General features: G+C 66.7%; 26 protein-coding genes and 1 tRNA gene. 12 read left to right on the plus strand and 15 right to left on the minus strand.

The window, feature by feature from the left end; translation table 11 throughout:
- Positions 1-143: 143 nt before the first annotated feature.
- The 11 genes from ruvC to pal all read left to right on the plus strand — a co-directional run bounded on the left by ruvC (position 144) and on the right by pal (position 7833).
- Complete coding sequence (gene ruvC / locus ATE70_RS04605; RefSeq protein ID WP_058536762.1) at positions 144-617, plus strand: crossover junction endodeoxyribonuclease RuvC; 474 nt, start codon at positions 144-146, stop codon at positions 615-617.
- A gap of 137 nt (positions 618-754) precedes the next feature.
- Positions 755-1357 (plus strand): Holliday junction branch migration protein RuvA, encoded by a 603-nt coding sequence (gene ruvA, locus ATE70_RS04610; RefSeq protein WP_058536763.1) that lies wholly within the window; start codon positions 755-757, stop codon positions 1355-1357.
- A complete protein-coding gene (locus ATE70_RS04615) occupies positions 1354-1758 on the plus strand; it encodes a GFA family protein (protein WP_058536764.1) in 405 nt (134 codons plus the stop codon). The genes ruvA and ATE70_RS04615 overlap by 4 nt, the downstream gene beginning before the upstream one ends.
- A gap of 65 nt (positions 1759-1823) precedes the next feature.
- Positions 1824-2165: a GIY-YIG nuclease family protein gene (locus tag ATE70_RS04620; RefSeq protein ID WP_058536996.1), complete on the plus strand. Its 342-nt coding sequence runs from the start codon at positions 1824-1826 to the stop codon at positions 2163-2165.
- Positions 2143-3213, plus strand: coding sequence for a Holliday junction branch migration DNA helicase RuvB (ruvB, locus tag ATE70_RS04625; RefSeq protein WP_058536765.1), 1071 nt, complete (start codon positions 2143-2145; stop codon positions 3211-3213). Before ATE70_RS04620 ends, ruvB begins: the two co-directional genes overlap by 23 nt.
- A 101-nt stretch (positions 3214-3314) precedes the next feature.
- The gene (locus ATE70_RS04630; protein WP_058536766.1) at positions 3315-3794 is read left to right on the plus strand and encodes a YbgC/FadM family acyl-CoA thioesterase; all 480 of its coding nucleotides are present in this window, start codon (positions 3315-3317) and stop codon (positions 3792-3794) included.
- On the plus strand, positions 3788-4486 hold the full coding sequence (gene tolQ / locus ATE70_RS04635; protein WP_058536767.1) for a protein TolQ: 699 nt from the start codon (positions 3788-3790) through the stop codon (positions 4484-4486). Before ATE70_RS04630 ends, tolQ begins: the two co-directional genes overlap by 7 nt.
- Positions 4486-4995 (plus strand): protein TolR, encoded by a 510-nt coding sequence (gene tolR / locus ATE70_RS04640; RefSeq protein ID WP_058536768.1) that lies wholly within the window; start codon positions 4486-4488, stop codon positions 4993-4995. Before tolQ ends, tolR begins: the two co-directional genes overlap by 1 nt.
- Before the next feature lie 27 nt (positions 4996-5022).
- Positions 5023-5829 carry a hypothetical protein gene (locus ATE70_RS04645; protein ID WP_231740053.1) on the plus strand — a complete coding sequence of 269 codons (807 nt, stop codon included), beginning with the start codon at positions 5023-5025 and terminating at the stop codon, positions 5827-5829.
- Positions 5826-7214 carry a Tol-Pal system beta propeller repeat protein TolB gene (gene tolB / locus ATE70_RS04650; protein WP_058536770.1) on the plus strand — a complete coding sequence of 463 codons (1389 nt, stop codon included), beginning with the start codon at positions 5826-5828 and terminating at the stop codon, positions 7212-7214. Before ATE70_RS04645 ends, tolB begins: the two co-directional genes overlap by 4 nt.
- A gap of 100 nt (positions 7215-7314) precedes the next feature.
- On the plus strand, positions 7315-7833 hold the full coding sequence (gene pal, locus ATE70_RS04655; protein WP_197411386.1) for a peptidoglycan-associated lipoprotein Pal: 519 nt from the start codon (positions 7315-7317) through the stop codon (positions 7831-7833).
- On the opposite strand, the gene ATE70_RS04660 is transcribed toward pal, so the two are convergent.
- The 15 genes from ATE70_RS04660 to ATE70_RS04730 form a co-directional block, all read right to left on the minus strand.
- Positions 7817-8590, minus strand: a complete 774-nt coding sequence (locus tag ATE70_RS04660; RefSeq protein ID WP_058536771.1) for a prepilin peptidase — start codon at positions 8588-8590, stop codon at positions 7817-7819. The two genes, pal and ATE70_RS04660, sit on opposite strands and share 17 nt — an antisense overlap.
- 1 nt (position 8591) lies before the next feature.
- Positions 8592-9308 (minus strand): type II secretion system protein N, encoded by a 717-nt coding sequence (gene gspN / locus ATE70_RS04665; protein ID WP_058536772.1) that lies wholly within the window; start codon positions 9306-9308, stop codon positions 8592-8594.
- A complete protein-coding gene (gene gspM, locus ATE70_RS04670; protein WP_058536773.1) occupies positions 9305-9787 on the minus strand; it encodes a type II secretion system protein GspM in 483 nt (160 codons plus the stop codon). The genes gspN and gspM overlap by 4 nt, the downstream gene beginning before the upstream one ends.
- Positions 9784-10929, minus strand: a complete 1146-nt coding sequence (gspL, locus tag ATE70_RS04675) for a type II secretion system protein GspL (RefSeq protein WP_058536774.1) — start codon at positions 10927-10929, stop codon at positions 9784-9786. Before gspL ends, gspM begins: the two co-directional genes overlap by 4 nt.
- Before the next feature lies 1 nt (position 10930).
- Positions 10931-11938 (minus strand): type II secretion system minor pseudopilin GspK, encoded by a 1008-nt coding sequence (gene gspK / locus ATE70_RS04680; RefSeq protein WP_058536775.1) that lies wholly within the window; start codon positions 11936-11938, stop codon positions 10931-10933.
- Positions 11935-12546 (minus strand): type II secretion system minor pseudopilin GspJ, encoded by a 612-nt coding sequence (gene gspJ, locus ATE70_RS04685; protein WP_058536776.1) that lies wholly within the window; start codon positions 12544-12546, stop codon positions 11935-11937. The genes gspK and gspJ overlap by 4 nt, the downstream gene beginning before the upstream one ends.
- Positions 12543-12920, minus strand: a complete 378-nt coding sequence (gene gspI / locus ATE70_RS04690; protein ID WP_269433262.1) for a type II secretion system minor pseudopilin GspI — start codon at positions 12918-12920, stop codon at positions 12543-12545. The genes gspJ and gspI overlap by 4 nt, the downstream gene beginning before the upstream one ends.
- Positions 12910-13392, minus strand: a complete 483-nt coding sequence (locus tag ATE70_RS04695; protein ID WP_058536777.1) for a GspH/FimT family pseudopilin — start codon at positions 13390-13392, stop codon at positions 12910-12912. The genes gspI and ATE70_RS04695 overlap by 11 nt, the downstream gene beginning before the upstream one ends.
- Positions 13367-13870 (minus strand): type II secretion system major pseudopilin GspG, encoded by a 504-nt coding sequence (gene gspG / locus ATE70_RS04700; RefSeq protein ID WP_082639654.1) that lies wholly within the window; start codon positions 13868-13870, stop codon positions 13367-13369. Before gspG ends, ATE70_RS04695 begins: the two co-directional genes overlap by 26 nt.
- A 2-nt stretch (positions 13871-13872) precedes the next feature.
- Positions 13873-15087 carry a type II secretion system inner membrane protein GspF gene (gene gspF, locus ATE70_RS04705; RefSeq protein WP_058537000.1) on the minus strand — a complete coding sequence of 405 codons (1215 nt, stop codon included), beginning with the start codon at positions 15085-15087 and terminating at the stop codon, positions 13873-13875.
- The gene (gspE, locus tag ATE70_RS04710) at positions 15080-16573 is read right to left on the minus strand and encodes a type II secretion system ATPase GspE (protein WP_058536778.1); all 1494 of its coding nucleotides are present in this window, start codon (positions 16571-16573) and stop codon (positions 15080-15082) included. Before gspE ends, gspF begins: the two co-directional genes overlap by 8 nt.
- Positions 16570-18783, minus strand: a complete 2214-nt coding sequence (gene gspD / locus ATE70_RS04715; RefSeq protein ID WP_058536779.1) for a type II secretion system secretin GspD — start codon at positions 18781-18783, stop codon at positions 16570-16572. The genes gspE and gspD overlap by 4 nt, the downstream gene beginning before the upstream one ends.
- 5 nt (positions 18784-18788) lie before the next feature.
- The gene (locus ATE70_RS04720; RefSeq protein WP_231740054.1) at positions 18789-19658 is read right to left on the minus strand and encodes a type II secretion system protein N; all 870 of its coding nucleotides are present in this window, start codon (positions 19656-19658) and stop codon (positions 18789-18791) included.
- Positions 19659-19942: 284 nt separating this feature from the next.
- Positions 19943-22651, minus strand: a complete 2709-nt coding sequence (locus ATE70_RS04725) for a TonB-dependent receptor domain-containing protein (RefSeq protein ID WP_058536781.1) — start codon at positions 22649-22651, stop codon at positions 19943-19945.
- An 82-nt stretch (positions 22652-22733) separates the two neighbouring features.
- Positions 22734-24302, minus strand: coding sequence for a hypothetical protein (locus ATE70_RS04730; RefSeq protein WP_058536782.1), 1569 nt, complete (start codon positions 24300-24302; stop codon positions 22734-22736).
- A gap of 319 nt (positions 24303-24621) precedes the next feature.
- Between ATE70_RS04730 and ATE70_RS04735 the strand changes: the two genes are divergently transcribed.
- Positions 24622-24708, plus strand: a tRNA-Leu gene (locus ATE70_RS04735).
- Positions 24709-24718: the final 10 nt, after the last annotated feature.

A 24718-nucleotide genomic window follows, 5' to 3' on the forward strand; every position in this document is an offset into this window, starting at 1 on the left:
GAGGATAGGAAGGCTTGCCAGCTTGTCTGGCTAGCCGGACTTGGTGAGGGAATGCGGCGTGGCCCTACCCTCGCCCAGCTGCGACTAGCGGGCAAAGCCCGCAAGTCTGCGCATCCCTCTCCCCCAAGGGGAGAGGAAATATCATGATCATCCTCGGTCTCGACCCCTCGCTCAGCTGCACCGGCTGGGGCGTCATCCGCGTCGAGGGCAGCCGGATCAGCCATGTCGCCAACGGACAGGTGAAGACCGACGCGAAGGCGCCCCTCCCCGACCGGCTCGCGCATCTCGACACCGTGCTTGCTGCGGTGATCGCCGATCATGCGCCAGGGTGCGCCGCGGTCGAGGAAGTCTTCGTCAACGACAATCCGCAATCGACGCTCAAGCTCGCGCATGCGCGCGGCGTCGTGCTACTCGGCTGCGCGCGCGGCGGGCTGGCGGTCACCGAATATGCCCCGCGCCTCGTCAAGAAGGCGATCGTCGGCACCGGCGGCGCGGCGAAGGAACAGGTACAGGCGATGCTGCGCGTGCTGCTCCCCGGCGCGAAGGTCGCGGGCGCCGATGCGGCGGATGCGCTGGCGGTCGCGATCTGCCATGCGAACCATAGGCCGCGACACTAACACTTCGTCACCCGGACTTGATCCGGGGTCCACGGGGTCATGGATGCCGGATCAAGTCCGGCATGACGAAGAGGGGGTATTCCCGACGATGAGGGAAATTGATTCCCTTTTCGTTCTCCCCGCGTTAGGCACGGAGCATGATCGCGAAACTGACAGGGCGGCTGGATTCGAGCGGCGCAGGCCATGCGGTGATCGACGTCGGCGGCGTCGGTTATCTCGTCGAAGCATCGGCGCGCACGCTCGACGCTTTGGGCCCGGTTGGCGGCGACGTCACCATCCACACCGAAATGCTCGTCGGCGAAGATTTCCTCCGCCTGCTCGGCTTTGCCAAGGCCGAGGAACGCGACTGGTTCCGCCTGCTCACCAGCGTCCAGGGCGTCGGCGCCAAGGTCGCACTCGCGATCCTGTCGGCGCTCGAGATCAGCGACCTCCAGCGCGCGCTCGCGAGCGCCGACAGCGCGATGATTGCGCGCGCGAACGGCGTCGGGCCGAAGCTCGCGCAGCGGATCACGCATGAATTGAAGGACAAGGCGGGTGCGCTTGGTGGGATCGCGGGGAGCGGACCGTCGTCGCTGTCCGTGGCCCCCGGCCCGCTTGCTGACGCCGTCACCGCCCTCACCGGCCTCGGCTTCAAACCCGGTGAAGCAAGCGCCGCGGTTGCGACGGCCAATGAAGAGTTGGGTGCGGGTGCGAGCCTTGATGCGTTGGTTCGCGTGGCGCTCAAAAAGGTAGCGAAGTGAACGACCGCGTTCGGAATGCATCCTGCCGCTGCGGCCAGGTTCGCATCGCCTGCACCGGCGAGCCGATCCGCGTGTCGGTCTGCCACTGCCGCGAGTGCAAGGCGCGGAGCGGGAGCGCCTTTGCCACGCAGGTGCGCTTCCCCGCCGAGCAGGTCCGCATCGAGGGCGAGGCGAAGATGTGGCAATATACCGGCGACAGCGGCAACACCGCCGACTTCTTCTTTTGCGGCACCTGCGGTTCGGGCGTCTGGTACCGGGCGCGGCCCTATCACGACGCCTACGCGATACCGCTCGGCAATTTCGAGCCCGGCCATGGCTTCGTGCCCGATTATTCGGTTTATGAGGAGCGCAAGGAGCCTTGGGTTTCGATCATTGGCGATGCAATAGAGCGTTATGATTAAGGGCCTCCCCTTCTCTCTCGTCACCCTGAACTTGTTTCAGGGTCCATGGCCCTGAACGAGCGTCGATGCGCGACGTCTTTCAACCCTGCACCTATATTCTTGCCAACCACAAGAATGGCACGATCTACATTGGCGTGACCTCGAACCTGACCCAGCGCATGTGGCAGCATCGCAATGGCACAACAGGTGGGTTCGCAGGACGCTATCGCACGTATCGCCTTGTGCATTTCGAATTGTTCGGAACCATGGAAATCGCCATCGGACGCGAAAAGCAACTGAAGCGCTGGCACCGCCAATGGAAGGTCAACCTTATCGAGGCCGACAATCCGGACTGGCGAGATATTGCCTTCGATATTGGCGCCGGGCCGATCGCTCCGGCCATGGATGCTGAAACAAGTTCAGCATGACGAGATTTATGGGTATCGCGACACCGTGACCGACCTCACCACTCCCATCCGCATCCCCGAAGATGCCGACGCCGCGCTGCGGCCGAAGACGCTCGCCGAATTCGTCGGGCAGGCGGCGGCGCGCGAGAATTTGCGTATCTTCATCGAAGCGGCGAAAGCACGCTCCGACGCGCTCGACCATGTGCTTTTCTATGGCCCGCCGGGGCTCGGCAAGACAACGCTGGCGCAGATCGTCGCGCGCGAGCTGGGCGTCGGTTTCCGGTCGACCAGCGGCCCGGTGATCGCCAAGGCGGGCGACCTTGCCGCGCTGCTCACCAATCTCGAGGACGGCGATGTGCTGTTCATCGACGAGATCCACCGCCTGTCACCCGCGGTCGAGGAAATCCTCTATCCCGCGATGGAGGACCGCGCGCTCGACATCATGATCGGCGAAGGCCCCTCGGCGCGCTCGGTGCGGATCGACCTGCCCAAGTTCACGCTGGTCGGCGCGACGACGCGGCAGGGGTTGCTCACGACGCCGCTACGCGACCGCTTCGGCATTCCGGTGCGGCTCAATTTCTACACGCATGGCGAGCTGGAGCAGGTGATCACGCGCGCTGCGCGGCTGCTGGCGCTGCCGATCGCGTCCGACGGCGCGCTCGAGATCGCCAAGCGGTCGCGCGGAACGCCGCGCATCGCTGGGCGGCTGCTGCGCCGGGTGCGCGATTTCGCGACCGTTGCGGGGCATAAGATTGTCGACGCCAAGGCGGCCGACGCCGCGCTCAACCGGCTCGAGGTCGACGCGCTCGGGCTCGACGCGATGGACCGGCGGTATTTGACGATGATCGCCGATATTTATCGCGGCGGCCCCGTCGGGGTCGAGACCATGGCGGCGGGGCTGTCCGAACCGCGCGACACGATCGAGGACGTGATCGAACCCTATCTGCTGCAGGTCGGGCTGATCGCGCGCACGGCGCGCGGACGCATGCTCAACGCCAGCGCGTGGAAGCATCTCGGGCTCAACCCGCCCGCGGGATCGCAGGACGGACTTTTCGATCAAGGAAAATAGGCGGATTTCCGCCACTTTCATTCCACCAACCGGCCCCGATCTGCGACGAACCGTTGGTTAGGGGTTTGCGACGAGTCGAAGGCCCGCTATCGGTTGGGACAATGGTAAACGCCCCGCCCCCCTTCATCCCCGGCGCTTTCGTCGGGGCTGAGCATCACTTCCGGGCACGCGTGTACTTCGAAGACACCGACCTGTCGGGCATCGTCTATCACGCCAATTACCTGCGCTATATGGAGCGCGCACGCTCGGACATGCTGCGCATCGCGGGCATCGACCAGCGCGCCGCCATGGAAGCGGGCGAAGGTAGCTGGGCGGTGACCGACCTCGCGATCAAATACCGCCGCCCTGCCCGGCTCGACGACGATCTGCTCGTCGTCAGCACGGTCGAGGCGGTACGCGGCGCGAGCGTGATTATTTCACAGCGCATCCTTCGCGGAACTGACACGTTAAGCGGCGAGACATTGACCGACGGGCAAGTCACCGCCGCATTCCTGTCGCCCGAGGGCCGGCCGCGCCGCCAGCCCGCGGGTTGGGCCGATCGATTTACCGCCATCATTAATGGAGAGACTTTCCCTTGCTAGACAATATCTCGCTGGCCGCCGACGCGGCGACCTTGTCCCCCGTCGCGTTGTTCCTGCAGGCCGATATCATCGTGAAGGCGGTGATGATCGGCCTTCTGCTCGCGTCGATCTATGTCTGGGCGGTGATCTTCACCCACGGCCGCAGCGTCAGCAAATTGATGAGCGCATCCGAACGCTTCGAGCGCGATTTCTGGCGCGCCGACAGCATCGACAAATTCTTCGACAAGAATGGCAGCGAAGAACTGCCGAGCGCCAAAGTGCTGGGCGCGGGGATCAGCGAATGGCGCCGTTCGACCAAGACCAAGACTGTCGACCGCGACGGGACGCGCGAGCGGCTCGGCATCGCGATGAATAGCGCGGTTGCGGGCGAAGTCGACCGGCTCGCCGAAAAGATCGGCACGCTGGCAACGATCGGCTCGGTGGCGCCCTTCGTCGGGCTGTTCGGCACCGTCTGGGGCATCATGCGCAGCTTCACCGCGATCGCGGCGGAGAATAACAGCAGCCTTGCGGTCGTCGCCCCGGGCATCGCCGAAGCGCTGTTCGCGACCGCGATCGGCCTGTTCGCCGCGATCCCCGCGGTGATCGCGTACAATGCCTTTTCGCAGCGCCTGAACCGGCTCGAATCGCGGCTCGGCCGCTTCGCCGACGGGCTGCACGCGACCTTCAGCCGCGAGCTCGAGGTCGAAGCCTGATGGCGATGAGCGGTCCCTCCGGCGGCATCGGCGGACGGCGCGGCCGTGGCCATCGCCGCGCGCCGATGGCCGAGATCAACGTCACCCCGCTCGTCGACGTGATGCTCGTGCTGTTGATCATCTTCATGATCACCGCCCCCCTACTCGCCTCCGCCGTGCCGATCGACCTGCCCGAAAGCCGCGCCAAGCCGGTCGAGACCGAGGATCAGGAGCCGGTGCAGCTGTCGATCAATGCCGACGACACGCTCTATATCGGCGAAGAGGTCGTGCCCGAAGCCGAGCTTCCCGCGCGGCTCGACGCGATCGCGCGCGAGAATGAAGGCAAGGACAAGCCGCGCCAGATCATGCTGCGCGCCGACAAGGGGCTCGATTACGGCCGCGTGATGCGCGTGATGGGCGAGCTCAACCGCGCGGGCCTGACGCGGATATCGCTGGTGACGACGGGATCGGAGGGCGCCGCCGAGGGCGAGCCCGCCGCGGTCACCGACGGTTCAGAAACACGGCCCTAGGTTAAGACGATGGCCGAACAACGGGCAGTGAGGGGGAATGAAGGACGCGGCATCGCCATCGCGGTGGCGGCGCATGTCGTCATCATCGGCCTGCTCTCGGTCCAGTGGACCGCGGGCGAACGCCGGTTCGACAACCCCCCGATGGAAGTCGACCTGATCGCCGAAAGCGCGGTGCAATCGACCGCGCCGGTGATCAGCGAAACCCCGCCCGCCGCGCGGCTCGGCGAAGAGGATATGGTCGACATCGCGGCGCCCGAACCGGTGCCCGCGCCGCCGCTGCCCGAACCGGTCGTGCGGCCGACGCCCGCCCCGACACCCAAGCAGGTCGCGAAACCCAAGGCGGCTCCGCCAAAACAGCGTCCCGCGGCGCAAAAGGCGCAGCCCAAGGCGGCTCCCAAAGCACCGCCGGCAAAGAATCGCCCGGCCCGCCCGACTGGCCGCCTCGACGGCATCGCCGAGGGGCTTTCGAAATCGCAGCCTAAATCGTCGTCGAGCAAAGGGGCGCCCGCTGCCGCGACCGCCGCCGAAGTCCGGCGCTCGATCGACGTCAGCATCAAGTCGGCGGTCGCGCCGCGCTGGAACGGCTGCCGCATCTCGGGGGTCGATGTCGACCAGCTCAAGACCGTCGTGAAATTCCGCCTGACCCAGTCGGGCGCGCTCGCGGGCTTCACCGGCGTCTCGACGACCGGCCAGAACGACAGCAACAAGTTCCAGGTCCAGCGGCACCAGGAATGTGCCAAACGTGCGGTCGAGCTGGCCGCGCCTTTCGACTTGCCGGAAGAAAATTACAGCTACTGGCAAAACTATACCTTGGATTTTGACAAAGCGAGATGAGCATGACCCTAGTGAGATATTTGATGGCAGGGGTTCTGGCGACAGCGTCTCTCCCCGCGATCGCCCAGGACCAGAGCACCGCTCAGCCGCAACCCACCATCCAGCTGCCGCAGCCCGAGGGTCCGCGCGAATCCATAACGGGGACATTGTCGAACGAGCGCACGGTCATCGCAATCCCCGCGCTCGCCACCTCCTCGGTGCAAAATGTCGCGGGGCTGCGCACCGACAGCCTCGGCCGCCAGATCGCCGAAGTGATCGCCGCCGACCTTGAACGCAGCGGCCTCTACGATCCGATGGGCCCCAGCGGCATCCCCGCGATCAGCCGCGCCGAGGTGCAGGCGCCGCGCTTCGCCGAATGGCAGGCGCGCAACGCCGAAAATGTCGTCCACGGCTTCGTCGACGCGAGCGGGACTGGCGGCCTGGTCGTCGGCTGCTATCTCTATGACACCGCGCTCGGCAGCGAGCTTGTCCGCAAGGGCTTCGAAATCCAGCCCGGCGACTGGCGCCGCGCCGCGCACAAATGCGCCGACGCCATCTATTCGCGCCTGTCGGGCGAGGCGCCCTTCTTCGACAGCCGCGTCGCCTATATCGCCGAGACCGGCCCCAAGGGGAACCGCATCAAGCGCCTCGCGATCATGGACAGCGATGGCGGCAACCACCGTTTCATCACCAACGGTCAGGCACTCGCGATCAGTCCGCGTTTCTCACCCGATTACAAGAAGATCGTCTACGTCAGCTATTTGAACAACCGCGTCCGCGTCTTCATCTACGACGTCGCGGCGGGTTCGCAGAAGCTGGTGACCGAGAGCGCGAACGCGACCTTTGCGCCGCGCTGGTCGCCTGACGGCACCCAGATTCTCTATTCGATGGCCGTCAACGGCAACACCGACATCTATCGCATCTCGGCAAACGGGGGCACCCCGGTGCGGCTGACGAGCACCCCCGGCATCGATGTCGGGGGCAGCTTCTCGCCCGATGGCAAGAAGATCGTGTTCGAAAGCGACCGGTCGGGCGGTCAGCAAATCTATACGATGAACATCGACGGGTCGAACCAGCAGCGGATCAGCTTTGGCGGCGGCCGTGCCGCGACCCCCGAATGGTCACCGCGTGGCGACCTGATCGCCTTCACCCGCATGGGCGGCGGCGAGTTCCGTATCGGCGTCATGACGCCATCGGGCGGCGGCGCGCGGATGCTGACGAACAGTTGGCAGGACGAGGCCCCGACCTGGTCGCCGAACGGCCGCGTCATCCAGTTCTTCCGCACCACCCCGGGTCGCGAAGGCAAGTCGAGCCTGTGGCAGGTCGACCTGACCGGCGTGAACCTGCGCCGCCTGCCGACCCCGCAAGACGGGTCGGATCCCAGCTGGGGTCCGGTACTTCCCTGAGGAAAACCGGAACCAAAAAGGCGCGATCGGGTTCAACTATCGCGTCCTGAAAGGGCCAATTCGGCCGCACGAATATTTTCAACAACAAGAGGACAGAGACATGACGATACGCAAAAGCACCGCGATGATCGCGGCGATCACCATGCTTGCTGTTGGCGCCTGCGCGAAAAAGGCCCCTGACACGCTCCCCCCCGCCCCCGAAGGCACCGGCACCGATACGGGCGCAGGCACCGGCACCGGCGTGGTTCCCGGATCGCAGGAAGATTTCCTCGCCAGCGTTGGCGCCATGGGCGACCGCGTTTTCTTCGATTACGACCAGTATAATGTCGACGCACAGGATCAGGCGACGTTGCAGACCCAGTCGCAGTGGTTGCAGCGCAACCCCGCGGTTCGCGTCACGCTGGAAGGCCATGCCGACGAACGCGGCACGCGCGATTACAATATCGCGCTCGGCGAACGCCGTGCGAACGCCGCGAAAAATTACCTCGCGTCGCTCGGCGTCGATCCGTCGCGCATCCAGGTCATCAGCTATGGCAAGGAACGCCCGGCCGAGATGGGTTCGACCGAGGAAGCCTATGCCAAGAACCGCCGCGCGGTCACGGTCATTGTCGGGCGCTAAGAAGCGGCCATAAAGGCACCGTCGCGAATGCGGCGGTGCAGGCAAAGACACCGAAGGGGATCCGTCGCTCGGCGAGCGGCTGGTCCCTTTTTCGTTGGGCGATGAGCGCCCAGACGATGCCGCCGACACTGGCGAGAAGCAACATCAGCGGCAGCGCCTGCCAGCCGAGCCAGGCACCGATTGCCGCGACCAGCTTGGGGTCGCCGCCGCCCATGCCCTCGGCACCCCGCGCGCGCCGATAGGTCCAGGCAATCAGCGCCAGTATCAGACCTCCGGCCAACGCGCCGATCCAGCGGTCGATCAGCGATGTGCCGAGCATCGGCCCCGCAACGAGCAGGCCCGCGACCCCCAGCAGCAGGTTGAGGCGGTCGGGCAACCAGAAATGACGCGCATCGAGCAGCGCGAGCGGCAACAGCAGCCAGCCGAACAAAGCCCACAGCCAGCCTGCTGTTCCGGGCATAAGCGCCAGCGCACCAGCACCGATCAGTGCCGCGCCCAGTTCGACGCGCCAGTGAAAAGGATCGATCGCCGAATCACACGTCCGGCAGCGCCCGCGCGACGCAAGGGTCGATAACAAGGGGACGAGCTCCAAAGCGCCAAGCGGCCGCGCACAGACGTCGCATTGCGAGCGCCCCAGCACCGAGCGCCCCGCGGGCCAGCGCAGCACCAGCGTCGCGATGAAGCTGCCCAGGACCAATCCGATCAGCCCGGCAAAGGCGACGCCCGTGCCGAAGGGCAAGGCATCGAGGATCGTCACGTCAGAAGCGGCCCGAGGTCGCCAGCACGAAACCGGTGGGTCCGGCCTTGAACCCCAGCGCGGCGAGCGCGCCCGCCATCGCGGGATCGCGGTCGACATTGATCGCGAACTGCGCGCGGTACGCGCCGCTGCCGTCGAACGACAGGGTCAGCCGCTCCATGCCCGACTGGCTGGCGAGCGCCGCCTGCGCACGTCCGTTCGCGCACGCCAGCGGACCCGACAGGCCGCGCGAAAGGTCGAGGCCCGCGATGGGCGCGGAGACCGCGAGCTGGATGCGCCCGCTTGCGGCGGCGCATTTGCCCGCATCGTCGAAGCGTATCGTGGCGCCTTCGAAGCGGATCGTATCGACGGGGATCATGCCAAGCCCGCCCGACATAGACGTGGTGCCGCTGACGTCGGAGACGCCCTGCGGGTTGCTGCCATGCAGCCGGCCCGCAAGCGCGCCAAGCCGTTCGTCGGCGCGCGAGAAGGCGAGTTCGGTACGTGCGCCGAGCAGCGCGAGCGGCGACAGGCTGGCGCGCACCGTGCCGAGCGGCAGGACGCCAAGGCGTGCATCGACCAGCTCGCCCGACCAGACCGATCCGCGAATTTCGCGCGCGGTGATGCCCGCGTCGGTCGCACCCGACCAGCCGAGCGCGAGCCGCATCGGGAGGGTCGCGATGATCAGGATCAACGCGAGCAGCAGCGCCGCAAACGCCCAACGCCTGCGCATACTCATTGTCCGCCCTTCCGAAGCTCGGCGGTCAGGCCAACGGTGCCGTCGGCGGCGGGGGTGATCGTCAACTGGTCGACGACAAAACCCTGCCCCTCGAGCGAGGCGAGCCAGTCGGTGAGCACCGTCGCGCGCGCGGTGGCGATCGCAATCGTCGCCTGCCCCTGCCCGCGTGCTTCGTTGCGGTCGAGCGTCAGCCCGATCTCGCCCGCCGACTGCGCAAGATATTGATCGATCGCGACCGCATCGACCGTCGCCGCGACCGATTTCGCCGGACGCTGCGCGAGCAATTGCACCTTGGCCGCCACGCGCCCCTCGCGCTCAATCGCGGCGCGGTGCTGGCTTTCGAGATCGACGAACAGCGCGACCGCCGGACGGCCGAGTCCCCACAGGATGACGCCGAGCGCCAGCACGCCGGCGATACCGACAAGCCAGCGTTCGCGGAGCGACAGGCCCATCCACCAGTTTTGCAGTCGCTCGGTCATGGCACCGCCCGGATCGTAATATTGGCCATTTGCTGCCCGTCGCTGCCCGCCATCGGCTGCGCGGTGATGCGATAGCCGCGCGCCTGCAGCGCGAGCAGCACCTTGTTGATATCTTCGACGCGCGGCGCCGCGAGCGTCGTCGTCAGCGTCCCATCGGTGCGATGCGACAACGTCCGGAGCGTTACGCCCGGCGCATCGCCCATCGCGTCATAGAGCGCCGATGCCGGAACCGAGAAAGCGAGCGGCCCGCCGCCGGCAGCAGCGAGGCGGCGGTCGAGTTCGGCTTCGGCCGCGGTCGCGTCGGGCGCGGCCACCCCGGCCTTCTTCGCCATCGCGACGACCGCATCGTCGGCGCGGCTGGTGTCGGACGACAGGCGCACCGCATAGATGATCGGGACAAGCAGGCTCACGGCGACGAGTGCGAGGGCGAGGCGCTTCACCAGCCGCAGCATCGCCGGGTCGACCGACCAGCTGCGCTTGGGCTTCCATCCGCCGCTGAGCAGGTCGAGCGGCGGCGCGGCGAGCGTCAGCAGCAGCGCCTCGCGCATCCGGTCGGTGTCGAGCGGCAAAGCGGTATGCCCGCCCGCGATCAACGGATCGAGTTCGGGATCGGAGACATAGGCGCGGTCGGCGGTACGGACGATCCGCTCGCCGCCAACCTCCGCCGTCCACAGCGTATCGGGTTCGGGCGGCGGCACCGCCACGGCGGCCGGGATAATCGCGGCCGGCGTCAGATCGCGCGCCTTCAGCCAGTCGGTCCAGGCGGTCATCGCGGCGTGGGTGGTCACCGCGACCGCGACCGCCTGCCCGTCGCCCGCCGGTTGGCCCGCAACGACGTGGAGCGCCGCAGCGTCGCCCAGACTATTCTTCAGCGCGTCGATCCGCGCCGCGGCGGCGGCCTGTGCGGGCGCGGCGTCGGGATAATGAAGCCAGCGGAGCGGCACATCGGCGGCCGGCGCCAACGCGACCAGACGGTCGTCGGCGCTATCGTCGCGCGGCTTTTCCCACGCGCCGACCCAGCCGTCGTCCTGCCCGCTATCGACGATCACGCCATCATCGACGCGCAGCCACGCGGGCTGAGGCGCATCGCCTTCGCCAAGCGCAGCCACGGGGGGCAGCCAGAGAACCAGCGTGCGCGTCATATTAGTCGCTCTCGCCCCAATCGCGGCGCACGATCGTCGGCGGCGTCAGGCCCGCGGAGGGCGCCCCACCATTGGCATCGATCAGCGAAACTGCGGTCAAGAAACCGTCCCCCATCGTCACATTCGTCGTCAGCGTGAGCCAACGGCTGTTCACGCCCGCCTGTTCGGCAACATCGTTCGGCGGTTTCCGTCCTTCGAACGGACCCGCCTCCCAGAATCGTACGCTGCTGCCATAGCCTCCAGCGGGGCGCGCCGCCAGCGCCGCCCGCGCTTTGGCAACGCCGATTTCGCCGGGCACCAACATCGCCACGAGCGGCGCCTGTTCGGGCGCCAGCGTGTTGACGTTGAGCTTCACCGGATCGGTCAACGGCAGCACGCAGATCCAGGGTTTGAGCCGCGCATAGATTTTCGGCGTCACGCCGCGCACTGCGCGCAGTTCGCTGACATCCGCCATCTTGCGGTTCGCGGGCAGATAAGCGCCCTGCATCCCGCGATAGTCATTGTCCTCGGCACCGAGCGGGCCTTCATTGCTGTCGCTGTCGATCCAGTCGGCGGCCGCGCCCGCGATCGCCTGCGCCTCGCCCGGATCGATTCCCAGCAAGGTCATCAATTCGCCGAACTGGCGCATCGACCCCGATCGCTGGCTGAACCGCCCCGGCACCGTCTCGGCAACCAGGCTGTTGAGATTGAAGCAATTGTTGGCATCGGTCAGCTTCGCGCGCCCCTGGCCGCCGGGCAGCGGCAGGGTGAAATCGCGCCCGAGCCAGTTTCCGGCAAGCGTCAGCTTTGCAGGGTCGCGCCCGACAAGATCGGCGACGCGGCGCAGCGCGATCTGTTCGGCGGCAAAGGCGTAAGCGCGGCCCTGATCGACCGTCGCCGCGCTGCCCGCGATGCGCGTCGCGAGCGTCAGCCGGTCGAGCGCCGTCGCGGCGATCACCGCCATCACCGCGACGAGCAGCAAGACGGTGAGCAGCGCCGCACCGCGCTCGTCTTTCGCGCCGCGCCTCATGGTGCGGGTACGCCTTGCGCGGGCGGTGGCGGTAGGGTCGGCGCGGTCAGGAACAGCATCGTCAGCGCCTCACGTCCCGTGCGGGTCACCTGCACCTCGACGGCGCGCGGCAGGCGGTCACCCGGCTCAGAACTCCAGACCTCGCTCCAATTGCCCCGCTCGTCACGATATCGCACCGCGACGCTGGCGACGTCAGCGATCAGCCGGTCGCCCTCGCCGAGCGCGGTGCCGTCGAGCATCGGCTGCGCCGCGCGCCGCCACTCATTGCCGACGCGTGCATAGGCAACGCGCTCGATCGCGGGCCGCGGGCTGCCACCCGCCGAGCCCGCGCCGCCATGGACGAACGCAAAGCCGGTCGACGATCCGATGAAGGCCGGAACCGCTTCCCCCGCGGGCCCGCGCGTCGAACGCTGCACCGCTTGCGCGAGATCGTTCGCCATCACCGCGCGCAGCCGGTTGATCCCGCCCATCGCTTTCAGCCGTTCCTGCACGGCATCCTGCGTATCGATACTGCTGCGCAGCAGGCCCACCCCCATCGCCGCGATTGCCGCGAAGATGGAGAGTGCGACGAGCATCTCGACAAGGGTGAAGCCGCGCTGGTCTTTCATCGCGACGGCCGGATGATCGTCAGCGCCGCCTGCCCGCGCCCGCTTTCGGGGCGGACGAGAAGGTCGATGCGCAGCAGGGCGTCGTCGGCGGTCTTCGCGACGCGCTGCTCGACGCGCCAGTTGCGCCCGGCGTTCGCGACGCCGACCGCGCTGTTGCCGATCGTCGGCGGCGCCGGATCGGTCCACAGTTCGACTGCGCGGTTCTGCGCGACGATGCCCGCCATCGTGCTTTCATCGAGATCCCCCGCGGTGCGCACCGCATAGGCGTCGAGGCGGATGAGCGCGAGCGCGGCGATGCTGATGACGCTCAAGGCCACCAGCATTTCGAGCAGCGTAAATCCGCTTTCGCGGCCTTTGGCGCAATCACGGTCCACGGCTGACCTCCCCGGTCGCCGAGACGCGCACGATCTCGCGCGCTTCGCCGCCGGTCAATACGACCGCCTGCGGCGTCGGGCTGATGCCGACGCGGTCGAACAGGATGCGTGCCGCCCCCTGCCCGTCGCCCGCCGCGAAGCGCACGTCGCCGGGCCAGTTCCGTTGCTCGAACGCCCGGCCCGGAAGCGGTTGCCATTCGCCCGAAATCCGTCGTTCGAACCCATAGCCCGACGGCGCGAAATTGACCGCGACGCTGCGCCCTTCGATCACCGCGACATCGCGCGCGGCGGCGAGCCGCGCCGCGAGCCGGTCGGCCTCGCTACGCACGGTGCGTTCTTCGCCGGGAATGGTAAGCACGACCGCGGTCGCGGCGAGCGCCATGATCGCGAGCACGATCATCAGTTCGACGAGCGTGAAGCCGTTCGGCGCCCGGCGCGTCCGCGCGTCAGCCGTCGCTGCGAATATCCGCATTGTCGTCGGTCCCGCCGGGGGCGCCGTCGGCACCGAGCGACCAGACGTCGAACGCCTTTCCGTTCGGCCCCGGCGCCTGATAATTATAAGGGCGGCCCCACGGATCGGCGGGCAGCTTCTTGATATAGCCGCCGCGGCGATAGCGTTCGGGCTGCGCGAGCGCCGGCGGCGCAACGGTCAGCGCGTTCAGCCCGTCGGTCGATGCGGGATAGGTCAGATTGTCGAGCCGATATTGTTCGAGCGCATTTTCGAGTGTCGCGATGTCGGCCCTGGCCTTGGTCACCATCGCGCGGTCCTGGCTGGGCAGGACGTTGATCATCACCACGGTGGCGAGCAGCCCGATGATGAAGATGACGACCATCAATTCGGTCAGCGTAAAGCCGCGCTCGTCCGTCTTGCGGCGCCCGGCCATCGGCCGGCCCCGATCAGAATAGGAGGTATCGAGCATCAGGCGAAAGATTAGCTTCATCAGCGACATTTTCATAGTCCGGCTAGGTTCTGCAACTGAAGGATCGGAAGCAGAATGGCGAGGATGATCAGGGCCACGCACGACCCCATAACGACAATTATGACAGGTTCGAGAAGCGCCATCGACGCGGCCGTAAACCGGTCGAATTCGCGTTCGAGATAATCGGCAGCGCGTTCGAGCATCTGTTCGAGCCGCCCCGCGCTTTCGCCGCTGGCGGTCATGTAGACGAGCAGGGGCGGGAAGACGCCGGCATCGCGGAGCGCCGCCGACAGGCTGCCACCCGCGCGCACCTGATCGACGATCGTCGCGGTCGCGCCGGCGAGCGCGGCGTTGCGGATCGTCGGAAGGGTAAGGCGCAGGCCGTCAACGAGCGGCAGGCGGCTCGACACCATCGTCGACAGCGTGCGCGCAAAGCGTGCGGCGTAAAGATCGCGGAGCAGGCGGCCGAAGAGCGGCAGACGGAGCAGCCGTGCATCGACGCGCGCCTTGAATGCCGGGCGGCGCATCGCGGTCACCCAGGCGAAGCTCGCGCCGGCGATCAGCAGCGCGATCAACCACCACCAGCTTGCGGCAAAGCTGGAAATCGCGATCACTGCGCGGGTCAGGAAAGGAAGCTGCTGGCCGACGTCGGTGAATTGCTCGACGACGCGCGGAACGACGAAGATCATCAGCGCAGCGACGACGCCGATCGCGACAACCGCGAGCACGATCGGATAGGCGAGCGCGGCAATCAGCTTGCCGCGCACCTCGGCCTGCCGTTCGAGCAGGTCGGCGAGCCGCGCGAGGATGGTGGTGAGGCTGCCCGTCGTTTCGCCCGCCGCGACCATCGCGCGGTAAAGCGGCGGAAAGCTCCGCGGCTGGCGCCCCATCGCGTCGGCGAGGCGGCGGCCCTCGAGCAAACCCGCGTGGACGTCGCCGATGACGGTGCGCGCGCTTTCGGCCTCGCTCTGCCGCGTCAAGGTACGCAGCGCCTCTTCGAGCGGCGCGACTTCGGCGAGCGTTGCGAGCTGGCGCGTGAAGAGCGCGAGTTCCTTGGCTGAAAGTTTATTCTTGCGGAAAGCGAGCAGCGAACGGCCCGCGGGCTTCGCGCCCGCCGCCTCGACCGCGACAATATGGAACTTGCGGCGCATCAGGTCGGCGCGCGCGGCATCGTCGTTGGCGGCGGTCAGCCGCCCCTTGCGCTCGCGGCCCTGCGGATCGATCGCCACATAGCGATAATCAGGCATCGACATCCTCGCGCCGCGCGATGCGGATCGCTTCCTCGGCGGTCGTCAGCCCCTTCGCGACCATCGTCCGCGCCGCCGACGCCAGCGTCGGCGATTTCAGGAAGGCATGACGCGTGATCATCGCCTCGTCGCCGCCGTTGTAGATGTAACGGCGGACGGTCTCGTCGACCTTGATCGCCTCGAATACGCCGATGCGGCCCTTGTAGCCGCTATGGCCGCACTGGTCGCAGCCCTTCGGGCGCCAGATCACGGTGCCGATGTCGAGCCCGAGCATCGCGGCAACGCTGTTGTCGGCCTGCACGGGTTCGCGGCAATGATCGCAAAGCTTGCGAACGAGCCGCTGCGCGATGACGGCGCGCAAGGTCGAGGCGAGCAGGAAGGGCTCAACCTTCAGATCCTTGAGGCGTGTGATCGCGCCAACCGCATCGTTCGTGTGGACGGTCGAGAGCACGAGATGGCCCGTCAGCGACGCCTGCACCGCGATATCGGCGGTTTCGCGGTCGCGGATTTCGCCGACCATCACGACGTCGGGGTCCTGGCGCAGGATCGCGCGGAGGCCCGCGGCGAAATCGAGCCCGACCTTGGAATTCACCTGCGTCTGGCCGACGCCGTCGACGGCATATTCGACGGGGTCCTCGACGGTCAGGATATTGCGCTGGCCATCGTTCAATTGCTTGAGCGCGGCGTAAAGCGTCGTCGTCTTGCCCGAACCGGTCGGGCCGGTGACGAGGATGATGCCATTGGGTTCGGCGAGCGCCTCGCGCAAAATCTGGTCGGCGGCGCCGGTCAGGCCGAGGATGTCGAAATCGATCCCCGCCGCATCCTTGTCGAGGATACGCATCACGACGCGCTCGCCCGCGCGGCTGGGGAGCGTCGAAACGCGCACGTCGACCGCTTTTCCCGCGAGCGTCAGTCCGATGCGGCCGTCCTGCGGCACGCGGCGTTCGGCGATGTCGAGGCGCGCCATCACCTTGATACGGCTGACGACGACGGGCGCGACGTGCGGCGGCATGCGGAGGTGCTCGCGCAGCACGCCGTCGGTGCGCATGCGCACGACGAGCCCGCTTTCATAGGGTTCGATATGGATGTCGCTGACCCCCTGCCGCACCGCTTCGGCGATGATCGCGTTGATCAGGCGGATCGCGGGCGCATCGTCGGCGCTGTCGAGCAGATCCTCGGCGCTCGGCAGGCTGAAATCGATGTCGCTGCCGTCGAGCGAGCCCGCCATCGCGGCGGCCGAACTGTCGACGGCATAATGGTCGGAGAGCAGCCGGTCGAAATCGGCGACGCTCGCGGTCGCGACGCGCAGCGGCTGCGCGAGATAGCGTTTCACCTCGATCAGCACCGCTGGGTCGGCGCCTTCGCGCAAGGTCGCGAGCCACGCGCCGCCCTCGTCCTGCGCGATGACGACTCCGTGCGTGCGGGCAAAGCCGTAGGGTATATCAACCGGCGCCGGGGGAGGCGCCGCCGGTTCGATGTCGGTCACGGATAGTCTCCGGTTGGCGGTGCGGGCGCTTGCGAAATCGAGGGCGGGACGTCGGTCGCTGTCACGCTGCCGTCGGGTCCGCGGAGTTCGGGCAGGTTGACCGGGCCGACCGTGATGTCGGCGGCGGTCGGCGGGGTCGGCGCCGGCGGCACCGCACCCAGATAGTCGCGCACCAGCGTATCGATCGCGGGTTCCTCGCCCGGATTACGCTGGAGCTGGAAGTCGCGGATATAGCCGTAGCGGCGCGCGGTGAGCGCGGCATTGTCCTCGCGATTGCGCAGGATCGTCGGACGGATGAAGACCATCAAATTGGTCTTCGACCGCGTGCGACTGCGCGATTTGAACAATTCGCCGAGCAGCGGAATGTCGCTGAGCAGCGGGATGCGCTCGATCGTCTTGCGCTCGTCGTCGTTGAGCAGTCCGCCGATCGCGAGGATCTCGCCATCGTCGACGGTCAGCACGGTTTCGAACGAGCGCTTGTTGAGGATGAGGTCGCTGTTGCGCGACGAGACCGGGCCGGCAACGCTCGACACTTCCTGGCGCAGGAACATCTTCACTTCGCCCGCGCCATTGACCTGCGGCGTCACTTCCAGCTTGATCCCGACCTCTTCGCGCTGGACGGTGCGGAACGCGTTCTCGAAATTGTCGCCCAGCTGTTCGCCGGTGGTGATCGGAACATCCTGCCCGACGAGGAATTTCGCCGCCTGATTGTCGAGCGTCACGATGTGCGGGGTTGCGAGCAGGTTCGACGTCGTGTCCGACTTCACCGCGTTGATGATCGCGCCAAAGATCGTGTTCTTGCCGATGTCGCCCGCGAACCCGGCGAAACCGCCGGTCGCCGCGAGCAGCGACGCCGCCGCCGCTTCCTGCAAGCTGTTGCCAAGCGAGCTGGTGGTCTGGGTGACGACGGTTTCGCCGTCGACCGTCGTCTTGTCCTGCGTCAGCTTGGTCGCGGCATAGGCGCCGCCCAGCGTCAGGATGTTCGGCTGCGCATTGCTGTAGCTCGTCGCGACGAACGGGATATTCTTGCCGCCGAGCAGGAACTGGACGCCGAGGCGTTTCGCCGCATCGTCGCCGATCTCGACAACGATCGCCTCGACCAGCACCTGTTGCCGTCGGCTGTCGAGCTGGCGGATCAGTTCGCCGAGCATGCGCTGCACTTCGCTATTGGCGGCGACGATGATCGCGTTCGCGCCTTCGTAACGCGTGATGATCGCGGGGCCGCGGGTCGAGATGCTGCCGCTTCCACCGCCACCGACCGAGGTCGCGGCAGCCGGGGCGGCGGCCGCCGCCGGCGCGCCATTGCCGCCCGACGAAGACATTGACGAAGACGAGGCGGGCGGCAGACCGGCCTTTTGCACCGGGTCGCTGCCGCCGCCGATCAGTTGTTGCAGCGTCGGCAGCAAGGTTTCAGCATTGGCATGTTCGAGCCAATAAACGCGGAGTTCGGTGCCGCCCGCCGCCTTCGCATCGAGGTCGTGCGCCATCGATACGAAGCGCGCGACGAGCGCCTGATCACCCCTCAGGGCAATCGCATTGCTGCTGTCGATCGGCACGATCGCGACGGGCTTTTGCGCGCCCTCGCCCGCCGCCGGGACGAGCGCCTGCAGCGCGGCGGCGATTTCGCGCGCGCCGGCGTTTTTCAGCGTCACGATCTGGCTGGTCGAGCTGTCGCGGTCGATGCTCGAGGCGAGCGCGCGGATGCGGCGGATATTGTCGGCAAAATCGGCGACGACGAGGCTGTTGGCATTGCGGTTCGCGGTCAGCGAGCCCTGCGCGCTGACGAGCGGGCGCAATGTTTCGACCGCCGAGACCGCATCGATGTAACGCAGGCGGATGATTTCGGTGACGAACTGGTTCTGCGCCGCGCCGCGGCTGCCGATCCGGCCGGGCTGCGCCGCGGCGCCGTCGATCGGCTGAACGCGGTAGCTGCCGCTCGGTCCGGGGACCGCGACGAGGCCGTTCGAGCGCAAGGTCGCGAGGAATATCTCGAAATATTCGCTGCGCGACAGCGGCCGGTCTGTGACGACCGACACCTTGCCGTTGACGCGGCCGTCGATGACGAAGGTCCGGCCCGTGACCCGCGCCGCATCCTGGATAAAGGCGCGGATGTCGGCGTCGCGGACGTTCAGCGTATATTGGGCGAATGCGGGGCCGGGCGTGGCGGAAATCAGCGCGGCGGCGAGCATCAGGGACAGTTTGAGACGCATAAAACCTATTGCTTCGAAAGGAAAATGGCGACGGGGACGACGCTGGCGCCGCGCTCGACTTCAAGCGCGATCCGCGCCCCCGGGGTAAGCTGGTTGGCGAGCGCGGCGGCGTCGCTCGCCGATCCGATCGGGCGGCCGCCGACCGAGCGGATGACGTCGCCGGGGCGCAGGCCCGCGGCGCGGAACGCCGCGCCGTCGCCCTGCGGCTGGACGACGAGGCCCGTGACGCGGCCGTCTTCGGTGCGCGGGGCGAAGCCGACACCAGCCTTGATCGCCGCGGGGGTCATTTCGCCGCTCGCCGACGCGCCGCCGGGAGCAGCCCCGATCTCGGGTGTCGGCGTGGGCAGCGGCGTCGCGGGATTTGCGGCCGGCGCTTCGCCGCTCTGGTCGAGGAACAGGCTTTCGCGCGCGCCGCCGCGGTCGAGAAGGACATGGTCGAAGGCGATGCCGGCCAGCTTCAACCCCGGCGCGATCTCGTCGCCGACTGCATAGCTGGTCTGGATGCCATCCTCACCCGCGATGATCGCCGAGCCACCGCCGGTCGCTTCGTTGAGATTGATGCCGAAGAGCGTCAGGCCCGCCGAAGTGACGGTGGCCGAGGCCGGACCCTGCGCATTGCCGCGGAAAAAGGGATCGAGGCTGGAGAAGAGCGCGCGCCTCTCCGCGGGCGATGCGATCACCGCGGCCTGCGGCTGCCACGCGCCGAGCGGTGACAGCGGCGTGAGCAATGTCCAGAGCAGGCGGACGCATTGCCAGACCAGCAGCGCGCCGAGCAGGCCGGCCAGCAACATCGGCCAGATCTCGCGCGGCGAGCGCCTCCCGGCGCGCAACCAGGCGGGCAGCGCGCGCGGCAGCCGAACGGCCGATCCGGACATCAGCGTTGCCATGAAATGTCTCTGTCCCCCCAGACTGAAAAAACCTGTCTCGCGAATCGCCTAGGGGCGAACGGTGACAATCAGTTGACCGGGAGATTACAGTTTTTTGACATTCGGGCGAGTCCGCTGAGACGGCTCGAAGGTATCTTGCCTTTGCCGCGGGGGCAGGAAATGAGCGCCCCGGAGGGGCTGACGGAAGGGTCGGGATCGACCAGCAACCCTTCCATCCGATACCGCTTCGCGGGCGGCCCTCCCCGTCGCTATGCGACAGGGAGGATTTGACCTTAGAACTTGAGCGACGCGCTGAGCGAGAAGGTACGGCCCAGCTTGTAACGGTTGAGGAAGATGCGGTTGTCGCCCGCTTGTTGCACTTCCTCATAGTTACGCCCGGTCAGGTTGCGCGCCTCGAACTTCAGCTCGATTTCCTTGTCCAGCAGCGAGATGCCCTGACGAGCGACGAAGTCGAGCGAGATGCCCGGCTTTTCGCGGATATCGGGCTGACCCGACGGACCGCGGCTGGTGACGCGCGGGCTGGCATAGGTCAGGAGCAGCGTCTGCTGCGACAGATTGTCCTGATCTTCGAGCCCGATCTGGACGTTGACCAGATGGTCCGACTGGCCGGTGAGCGGCGCGCCGTCGAAGAAGAAGTTGCTCGCGTCCTGCACGACGCCGTTGATCACCGTGGTGTCGCCAGCGCCGACCTGAATTTCCGACTTGGTGTAGGTGTAGTTGCCAATCAGCACCAAGCGGCGGCTTGCCCAGAAGGCCGAGTCCGACAATTTGTCGAGCGCGAAATATTTCTGCACCTCGACCTCGCCACCGTAGAGCAACGCCTTGGGCGCGTTGGCGAAGCTGGTGTTGGCGATCGAATCGGTGCTGAGCGAGGTGTAAGCCTCGATCGGGTTCTCGATCTTCTTGAAGAAACCTGCCGCGGTGAAACGTTGGTCCTTGGCGAAATACCATTCGTAACGCAGCTCGCTGTTCCACAGCTCGCTATCGGCTAGCGACGGGTTGCCACGGAACTGGCGGTTCGATTCAGGATCCTGATAGATCTGCGCAATCAGTTCGCGGAACTGGGGGCGGGCGATCGTGTTCGCGGCGTTGAGGCGCAGCTGCATATCGGGAGCGACTTCCCAGGTCAGCGTCACGGCCGGCAGCCAATAGTCGTTCTTGATATTGGTTGCGGCAATCGCACTTCCGCCCGTGCCGAACAGGTCAATCGGCACGACGGTCTGCTTGCCATCCTCATAGCGCACACCGACGTTGACGTTCATGCCCGACACGATCTCGGCCTGAAGCTGGGCATATCCGGCGTGGGTGGTGAGCCCGGCGTCGAACGCCGCGGTGCCGTCCTGCGCCGAGGTTTCGACCAGCGTGATGTCATAGAGCTGGATCGACGCATCGGAGAGCAGATAGTCGGGACGCAGCTGAGTCACCGGCACCGGCAGGCCCGAGGCGCGGAACTGGAAGGCGCGGCGCACGGCGGTACGGCTCGTGTCCGAATAGGCGTACCCCACGGTCGCGGTAATCTGCGGGGCGAGCTCGTACGACAGGTCGACGCCGCCCGACCACAGGTCTTCGTTCAGGTCGGAAAAGGCGATCGTCGCGTCACCGCGGTTGCCGCCAAGGTCGTTGACGAACTTGTCGCCCGTCGGGTCCTGCGTCGTCGGCAGGTTGGTGCGGACATAGGTGAAGCCGCGCTCATAGGGGGCCTCGCGCTGCGAATTGGCATAGGCGCCGCGCAGGTCGACCTTCAGCTGGTCGAAATGGAATTCGCCGACGAATTGCGTGTTGATCAGCTGGCGCTCGTACCAGGCGGTGTCCTGCTTCATAATGTCGCGGCCGACCTGGTTCGCGTCGGTGCCCAGGCCGAGGCGCGCCTGTTTCAACGTGTCGCGGATAAATAGGTTGGTCCAACGCAGCTTGTGCTCGCCGATTTCGAGGCCGAAGCCGAGCAGCGCGTTCACGACGATGCGGTTGTCGGTGATGACGCGGTTGTAGCTCGTCTGCGGATCGCCCGACAGATCCTGGTTGAGCGACGTCTGCTGCAACGTGTCGCGCGTGCGCCACTTGTTGCTGATCCCTGCGGTCGCGATGATGCCGAGTTCGCCGTTCGCGAGGGGGATCGTCGTGCCGCCGGTGATGCCCGCGGACCAGTTGATCGGGATATGGTCATTCTGTTGCAGCAACGTCGTATCGCTGTTGACCAGCTCCATCTGGATAAATTCCAGATCTTCCTGGGAGAAATCGGCGCCTTCGAGGATCGGCTTGCCGCTCGCGAAGGCGGCTTTCAGGAGCGACGGGACATCGCGGCTGCCGTCATCGAAGCCGGTGCCGTCGGTGTCGCTGCCATAATAGGTATAGCCAAGCTGGTTCGTCGTCTCGCTGTCCCAGCCGATGCCGCCACTGAAGGTGATGAAAGGTTCGCGCGGGATCGCCTTGGTCGTGAGGTTGATCACGCCGCCGCCGAACTCCCCGGGGAAGTTCGCCGAATAGCTTTTCTGGACGAGCGTCGAATCGATGACGTTCGACGGGAAGATGTCGAGCGGAACGACGCGCTTCAGCGGCTCGGGGCTCGGCAGCGGCGAGCCGTTGAGCAGCGCGAGCGAGTAACGGTCGCCGAGACCGCGCACATAGACGAAGCCGCCGCCGACGACCGACAGGCCGGTGACGCGCTGCAGCGAGCCCGAGATGTCGCCTTCGCCGGTACGCGCAATGTCGGCCGACGAGAGGACCGAGACAACTTCGGGGGTCGCGCGAACGATATTGGGGGTAAAGCGGCCGGTGACGACGATTTCCTGATCGGCGCCGCCGGGGATCGAAACATCGCCCTGTTCGTCGTCCTGAGCCGCAGCATCGTCGGTCGCGGGCGCTTCGGTCGTGACCGGCGGCGCGTCAGGCGCGGGCGCGCCCGTATCCTGCGCCAGAGCGGCGGGCGCGACGAGAGCGGAGCTGAGGAGAAGCAGGCTGGCAAAGATCGGCCGCTTGGTCATGATGAAAAGTCCCCAAGAATATGCAGGAAGGGAGCGGGCCAGCCCGTCAGGCGTGCCCGCTCCCCAATTGGATCGCGAGCGATCAGGTCGTCGGAATGGCGCTGCAGGCGCGGCTCGTCGTGCCGAAGTTCGCGGTCGACGAGTTGCAGGTCCAGCCCTGATACCAGGTATCGTTGGCGTCGCGGACGGCGCCGACATAGGCGGTGGTGTCGAAGAAGGCGTTCAGCGTCTTCGCATCGAACGGCGTGAAGCCGGTTTCGGTGGCCCCGTTGATGAACAGGCTGGTCAGCGACGGCACATAGTTCGAACGGTTGTTCGTGCCGGCTTCGAAGATCGTCTGCACCTGCGCGTCGGTGACGCCGCTCGTGCCGCGGAACGGGGTGGCGTTGCACTGCAGCGAGACCGAGAAGAACTTCGGCGGGCCGGCTTCGTCGAGCGCGGGGTTGACCGGGTTGATCGTCGTCGCGCTGTTGAGGCCGAGGCAGCGGAAGCCCGGCGCCACGATCAGGCCGTTGGCGAAGGTATAGTCCGCGCCGCCGCGCACCAGGATCGACACGCCGTTACCCGCCGCATTGTTGCGGTGGATATAGGTGAAGTTCGAGATCGCGACATTCTGGCGCGGAACCGCATCCTCGTTGCCGTTCGAGTCGATTTCCATCATCGAGTCGCCGACCGCGCCGCCTTCGCGCTGCACGCCGATGACATACTGGATGTTGCCCTTGTAGCCGACGTCGGTGTCGAGACCGTCGTCTTCGGCGCCGGTGATTACCAGATGCTTCATGTTCACGCGGCCACCGAAGACCTCGATGCCGTCGTCCGAGCTGTTGTGGATCTGGACATGGTCGATCTGGGTGCCCGAGCCGGTGCCCGACGGGGTCAGGCCCTGAAGTTCGCTTGCCGCCGACAGGATGAAGCCCGAATAGCGAATCTGGACATAGGACAGGCGGCCCGAGTTATCGGCCGGCTGCGCGCCGCCATAGAGCGCGTTCGACGTGCCTTCGGTGTCGCGTTCGCAAGCCGCGGTGCCCGGCGTCGCGCCCGGTGCAAGGCAGTCGGTGATCGGCGCGCGGCCGAGCAGGACGACACCGCCCCACAGCTGCGAGGTCTGGTCGCCGGCCGAGCCGACGACGTTGCCGCGGCCGGTGAAGATGATCGGCTGCGTCGGCGTGCCGACCGCGTCGATGCGGTTGCCGCGGTTGACGGCAAGGAAGGAAACGCCCGTTGCACCAAAGATGGTGACGCCCGGATCGACCGTCAGCGTGACGACATTATTGGTGCTCGTCGCACCCTGATCGGTGCCGACGTCGACGCGACCGGGAAGCGAATAGATGACGCCCGGAGCCTTCGGAATCGCGGTCGTCGCGGTGAAGCGCGTCGGGAAGCCGCAGTTGCGCCATTCGCCGCCGGGACCCGAAATCGTGCCGAGGTTCGTAAGCTGGTCGGGGCCGGCGATGGCCGGGCAGTTCGCGGCGGGGGTCACGGTCCCCGGGGTCGGGGTCGGTGTGGGGGTCGGCGTCGGCGTGGGCGTCGGGGTCGGAATGACGATCACACCTTCACCCGGCGACGCGACGCCGTCGGCACCGCACGCCGCAAGGATGGAACAGGCCACGCCGCTGAGCATGACCAAACGAATGCGTGCGAAAGCCGCCATGAAAATCTCCGTTCCCGGTGCGCGCCCCCCGATTGGTCGAACGGCGCCCCTGATGAAAAATCACCGGCGAACGAGAAGAGATGTGCTGACTCGCCCCCGGTGACGCCGCCACTAGGGTGATTCGATGACGGTCTGACGCCAGAGCCGTGACAGTTGAGTGACTCTTTTGAGTCGGTTCGATGACAAGAACGGCGGCACTAGGAGCCGCTTGTTCGCACCTGCGAAAATAAATGCGGCGAAGCTCGCTTGCATCACCCGGAAAGCTTTGCTAGGCGCCCGCTCCTACCTGGTGCCGGACCCGTCCGGACCATCATGATGTGCGGTCGTGGCGGAACTGGTAGACGCGCAACGTTGAGGTCGTTGTGGCCGAAAGGCCGTGGAAGTTCGAGTCTTCTCGACCGCACCATCATTTTTGA

Source organism: Sphingopyxis sp. H053, assembly GCF_001468225.1.
Lineage (GTDB): Bacteria > Pseudomonadota > Alphaproteobacteria > Sphingomonadales > Sphingomonadaceae > Sphingopyxis.

Bases quoted from the DNA above. Each gene is read 5' to 3' on its own strand.
- ruvC (WP_058536762.1), top strand. From the start codon at position 144: ATGATCATCCTCGGTCTCGACCCCTCGCTCAGCTGCACCGGCTGGGGC.
- gspK (WP_058536775.1), bottom strand. From the start codon at position 11,938: ATGAGGCGCGGCGCGAAAGACGAGCGCGGTGCGGCGCTGCTCACCGTC.
- ATE70_RS04630 (WP_058536766.1), top strand. From the start codon at position 3,315: ATGGTAAACGCCCCGCCCCCCTTCATCCCCGGCGCTTTCGTCGGGGCT.
- gspG (WP_082639654.1), bottom strand. From the start codon at position 13,870: ATGTCGCTGATGAAGCTAATCTTTCGCCTGATGCTCGATACCTCCTAT.
- gspL (WP_058536774.1), bottom strand. From the start codon at position 10,929: ATGACGCGCACGCTGGTTCTCTGGCTGCCCCCCGTGGCTGCGCTTGGC.
- gspJ (WP_058536776.1), bottom strand. From the start codon at position 12,546: ATGAAAGACCAGCGCGGCTTCACCCTTGTCGAGATGCTCGTCGCACTC.
- ATE70_RS04620 (WP_058536996.1), top strand. From the start codon at position 1,824: ATGCGCGACGTCTTTCAACCCTGCACCTATATTCTTGCCAACCACAAG.
- gspM (WP_058536773.1), bottom strand. From the start codon at position 9,787: ATGACCGAGCGACTGCAAAACTGGTGGATGGGCCTGTCGCTCCGCGAA.
- gspN (WP_058536772.1), bottom strand. From the start codon at position 9,308: ATGAGTATGCGCAGGCGTTGGGCGTTTGCGGCGCTGCTGCTCGCGTTG.
- ATE70_RS04720 (WP_231740054.1), bottom strand. From the start codon at position 19,658: ATGTCCGGATCGGCCGTTCGGCTGCCGCGCGCGCTGCCCGCCTGGTTG.
- tolB (WP_058536770.1), top strand. From the start codon at position 5,826: ATGAGCATGACCCTAGTGAGATATTTGATGGCAGGGGTTCTGGCGACA.
- gspD (WP_058536779.1), bottom strand. From the start codon at position 18,783: ATGCGTCTCAAACTGTCCCTGATGCTCGCCGCCGCGCTGATTTCCGCC.
- ruvB (WP_058536765.1), top strand. From the start codon at position 2,143: ATGCTGAAACAAGTTCAGCATGACGAGATTTATGGGTATCGCGACACC.
- ruvA (WP_058536763.1), top strand. From the start codon at position 755: ATGATCGCGAAACTGACAGGGCGGCTGGATTCGAGCGGCGCAGGCCAT.
- tolR (WP_058536768.1), top strand. From the start codon at position 4,486: ATGGCGATGAGCGGTCCCTCCGGCGGCATCGGCGGACGGCGCGGCCGT.
- gspF (WP_058537000.1), bottom strand. From the start codon at position 15,087: ATGCCTGATTATCGCTATGTGGCGATCGATCCGCAGGGCCGCGAGCGC.
- pal (WP_197411386.1), top strand. From the start codon at position 7,315: ATGACGATACGCAAAAGCACCGCGATGATCGCGGCGATCACCATGCTT.
- ATE70_RS04695 (WP_058536777.1), bottom strand. From the start codon at position 13,392: ATGCGGATATTCGCAGCGACGGCTGACGCGCGGACGCGCCGGGCGCCG.
- ATE70_RS04725 (WP_058536781.1), bottom strand. From the start codon at position 22,651: ATGACCAAGCGGCCGATCTTTGCCAGCCTGCTTCTCCTCAGCTCCGCT.
- ATE70_RS04730 (WP_058536782.1), bottom strand. From the start codon at position 24,302: ATGGCGGCTTTCGCACGCATTCGTTTGGTCATGCTCAGCGGCGTGGCC.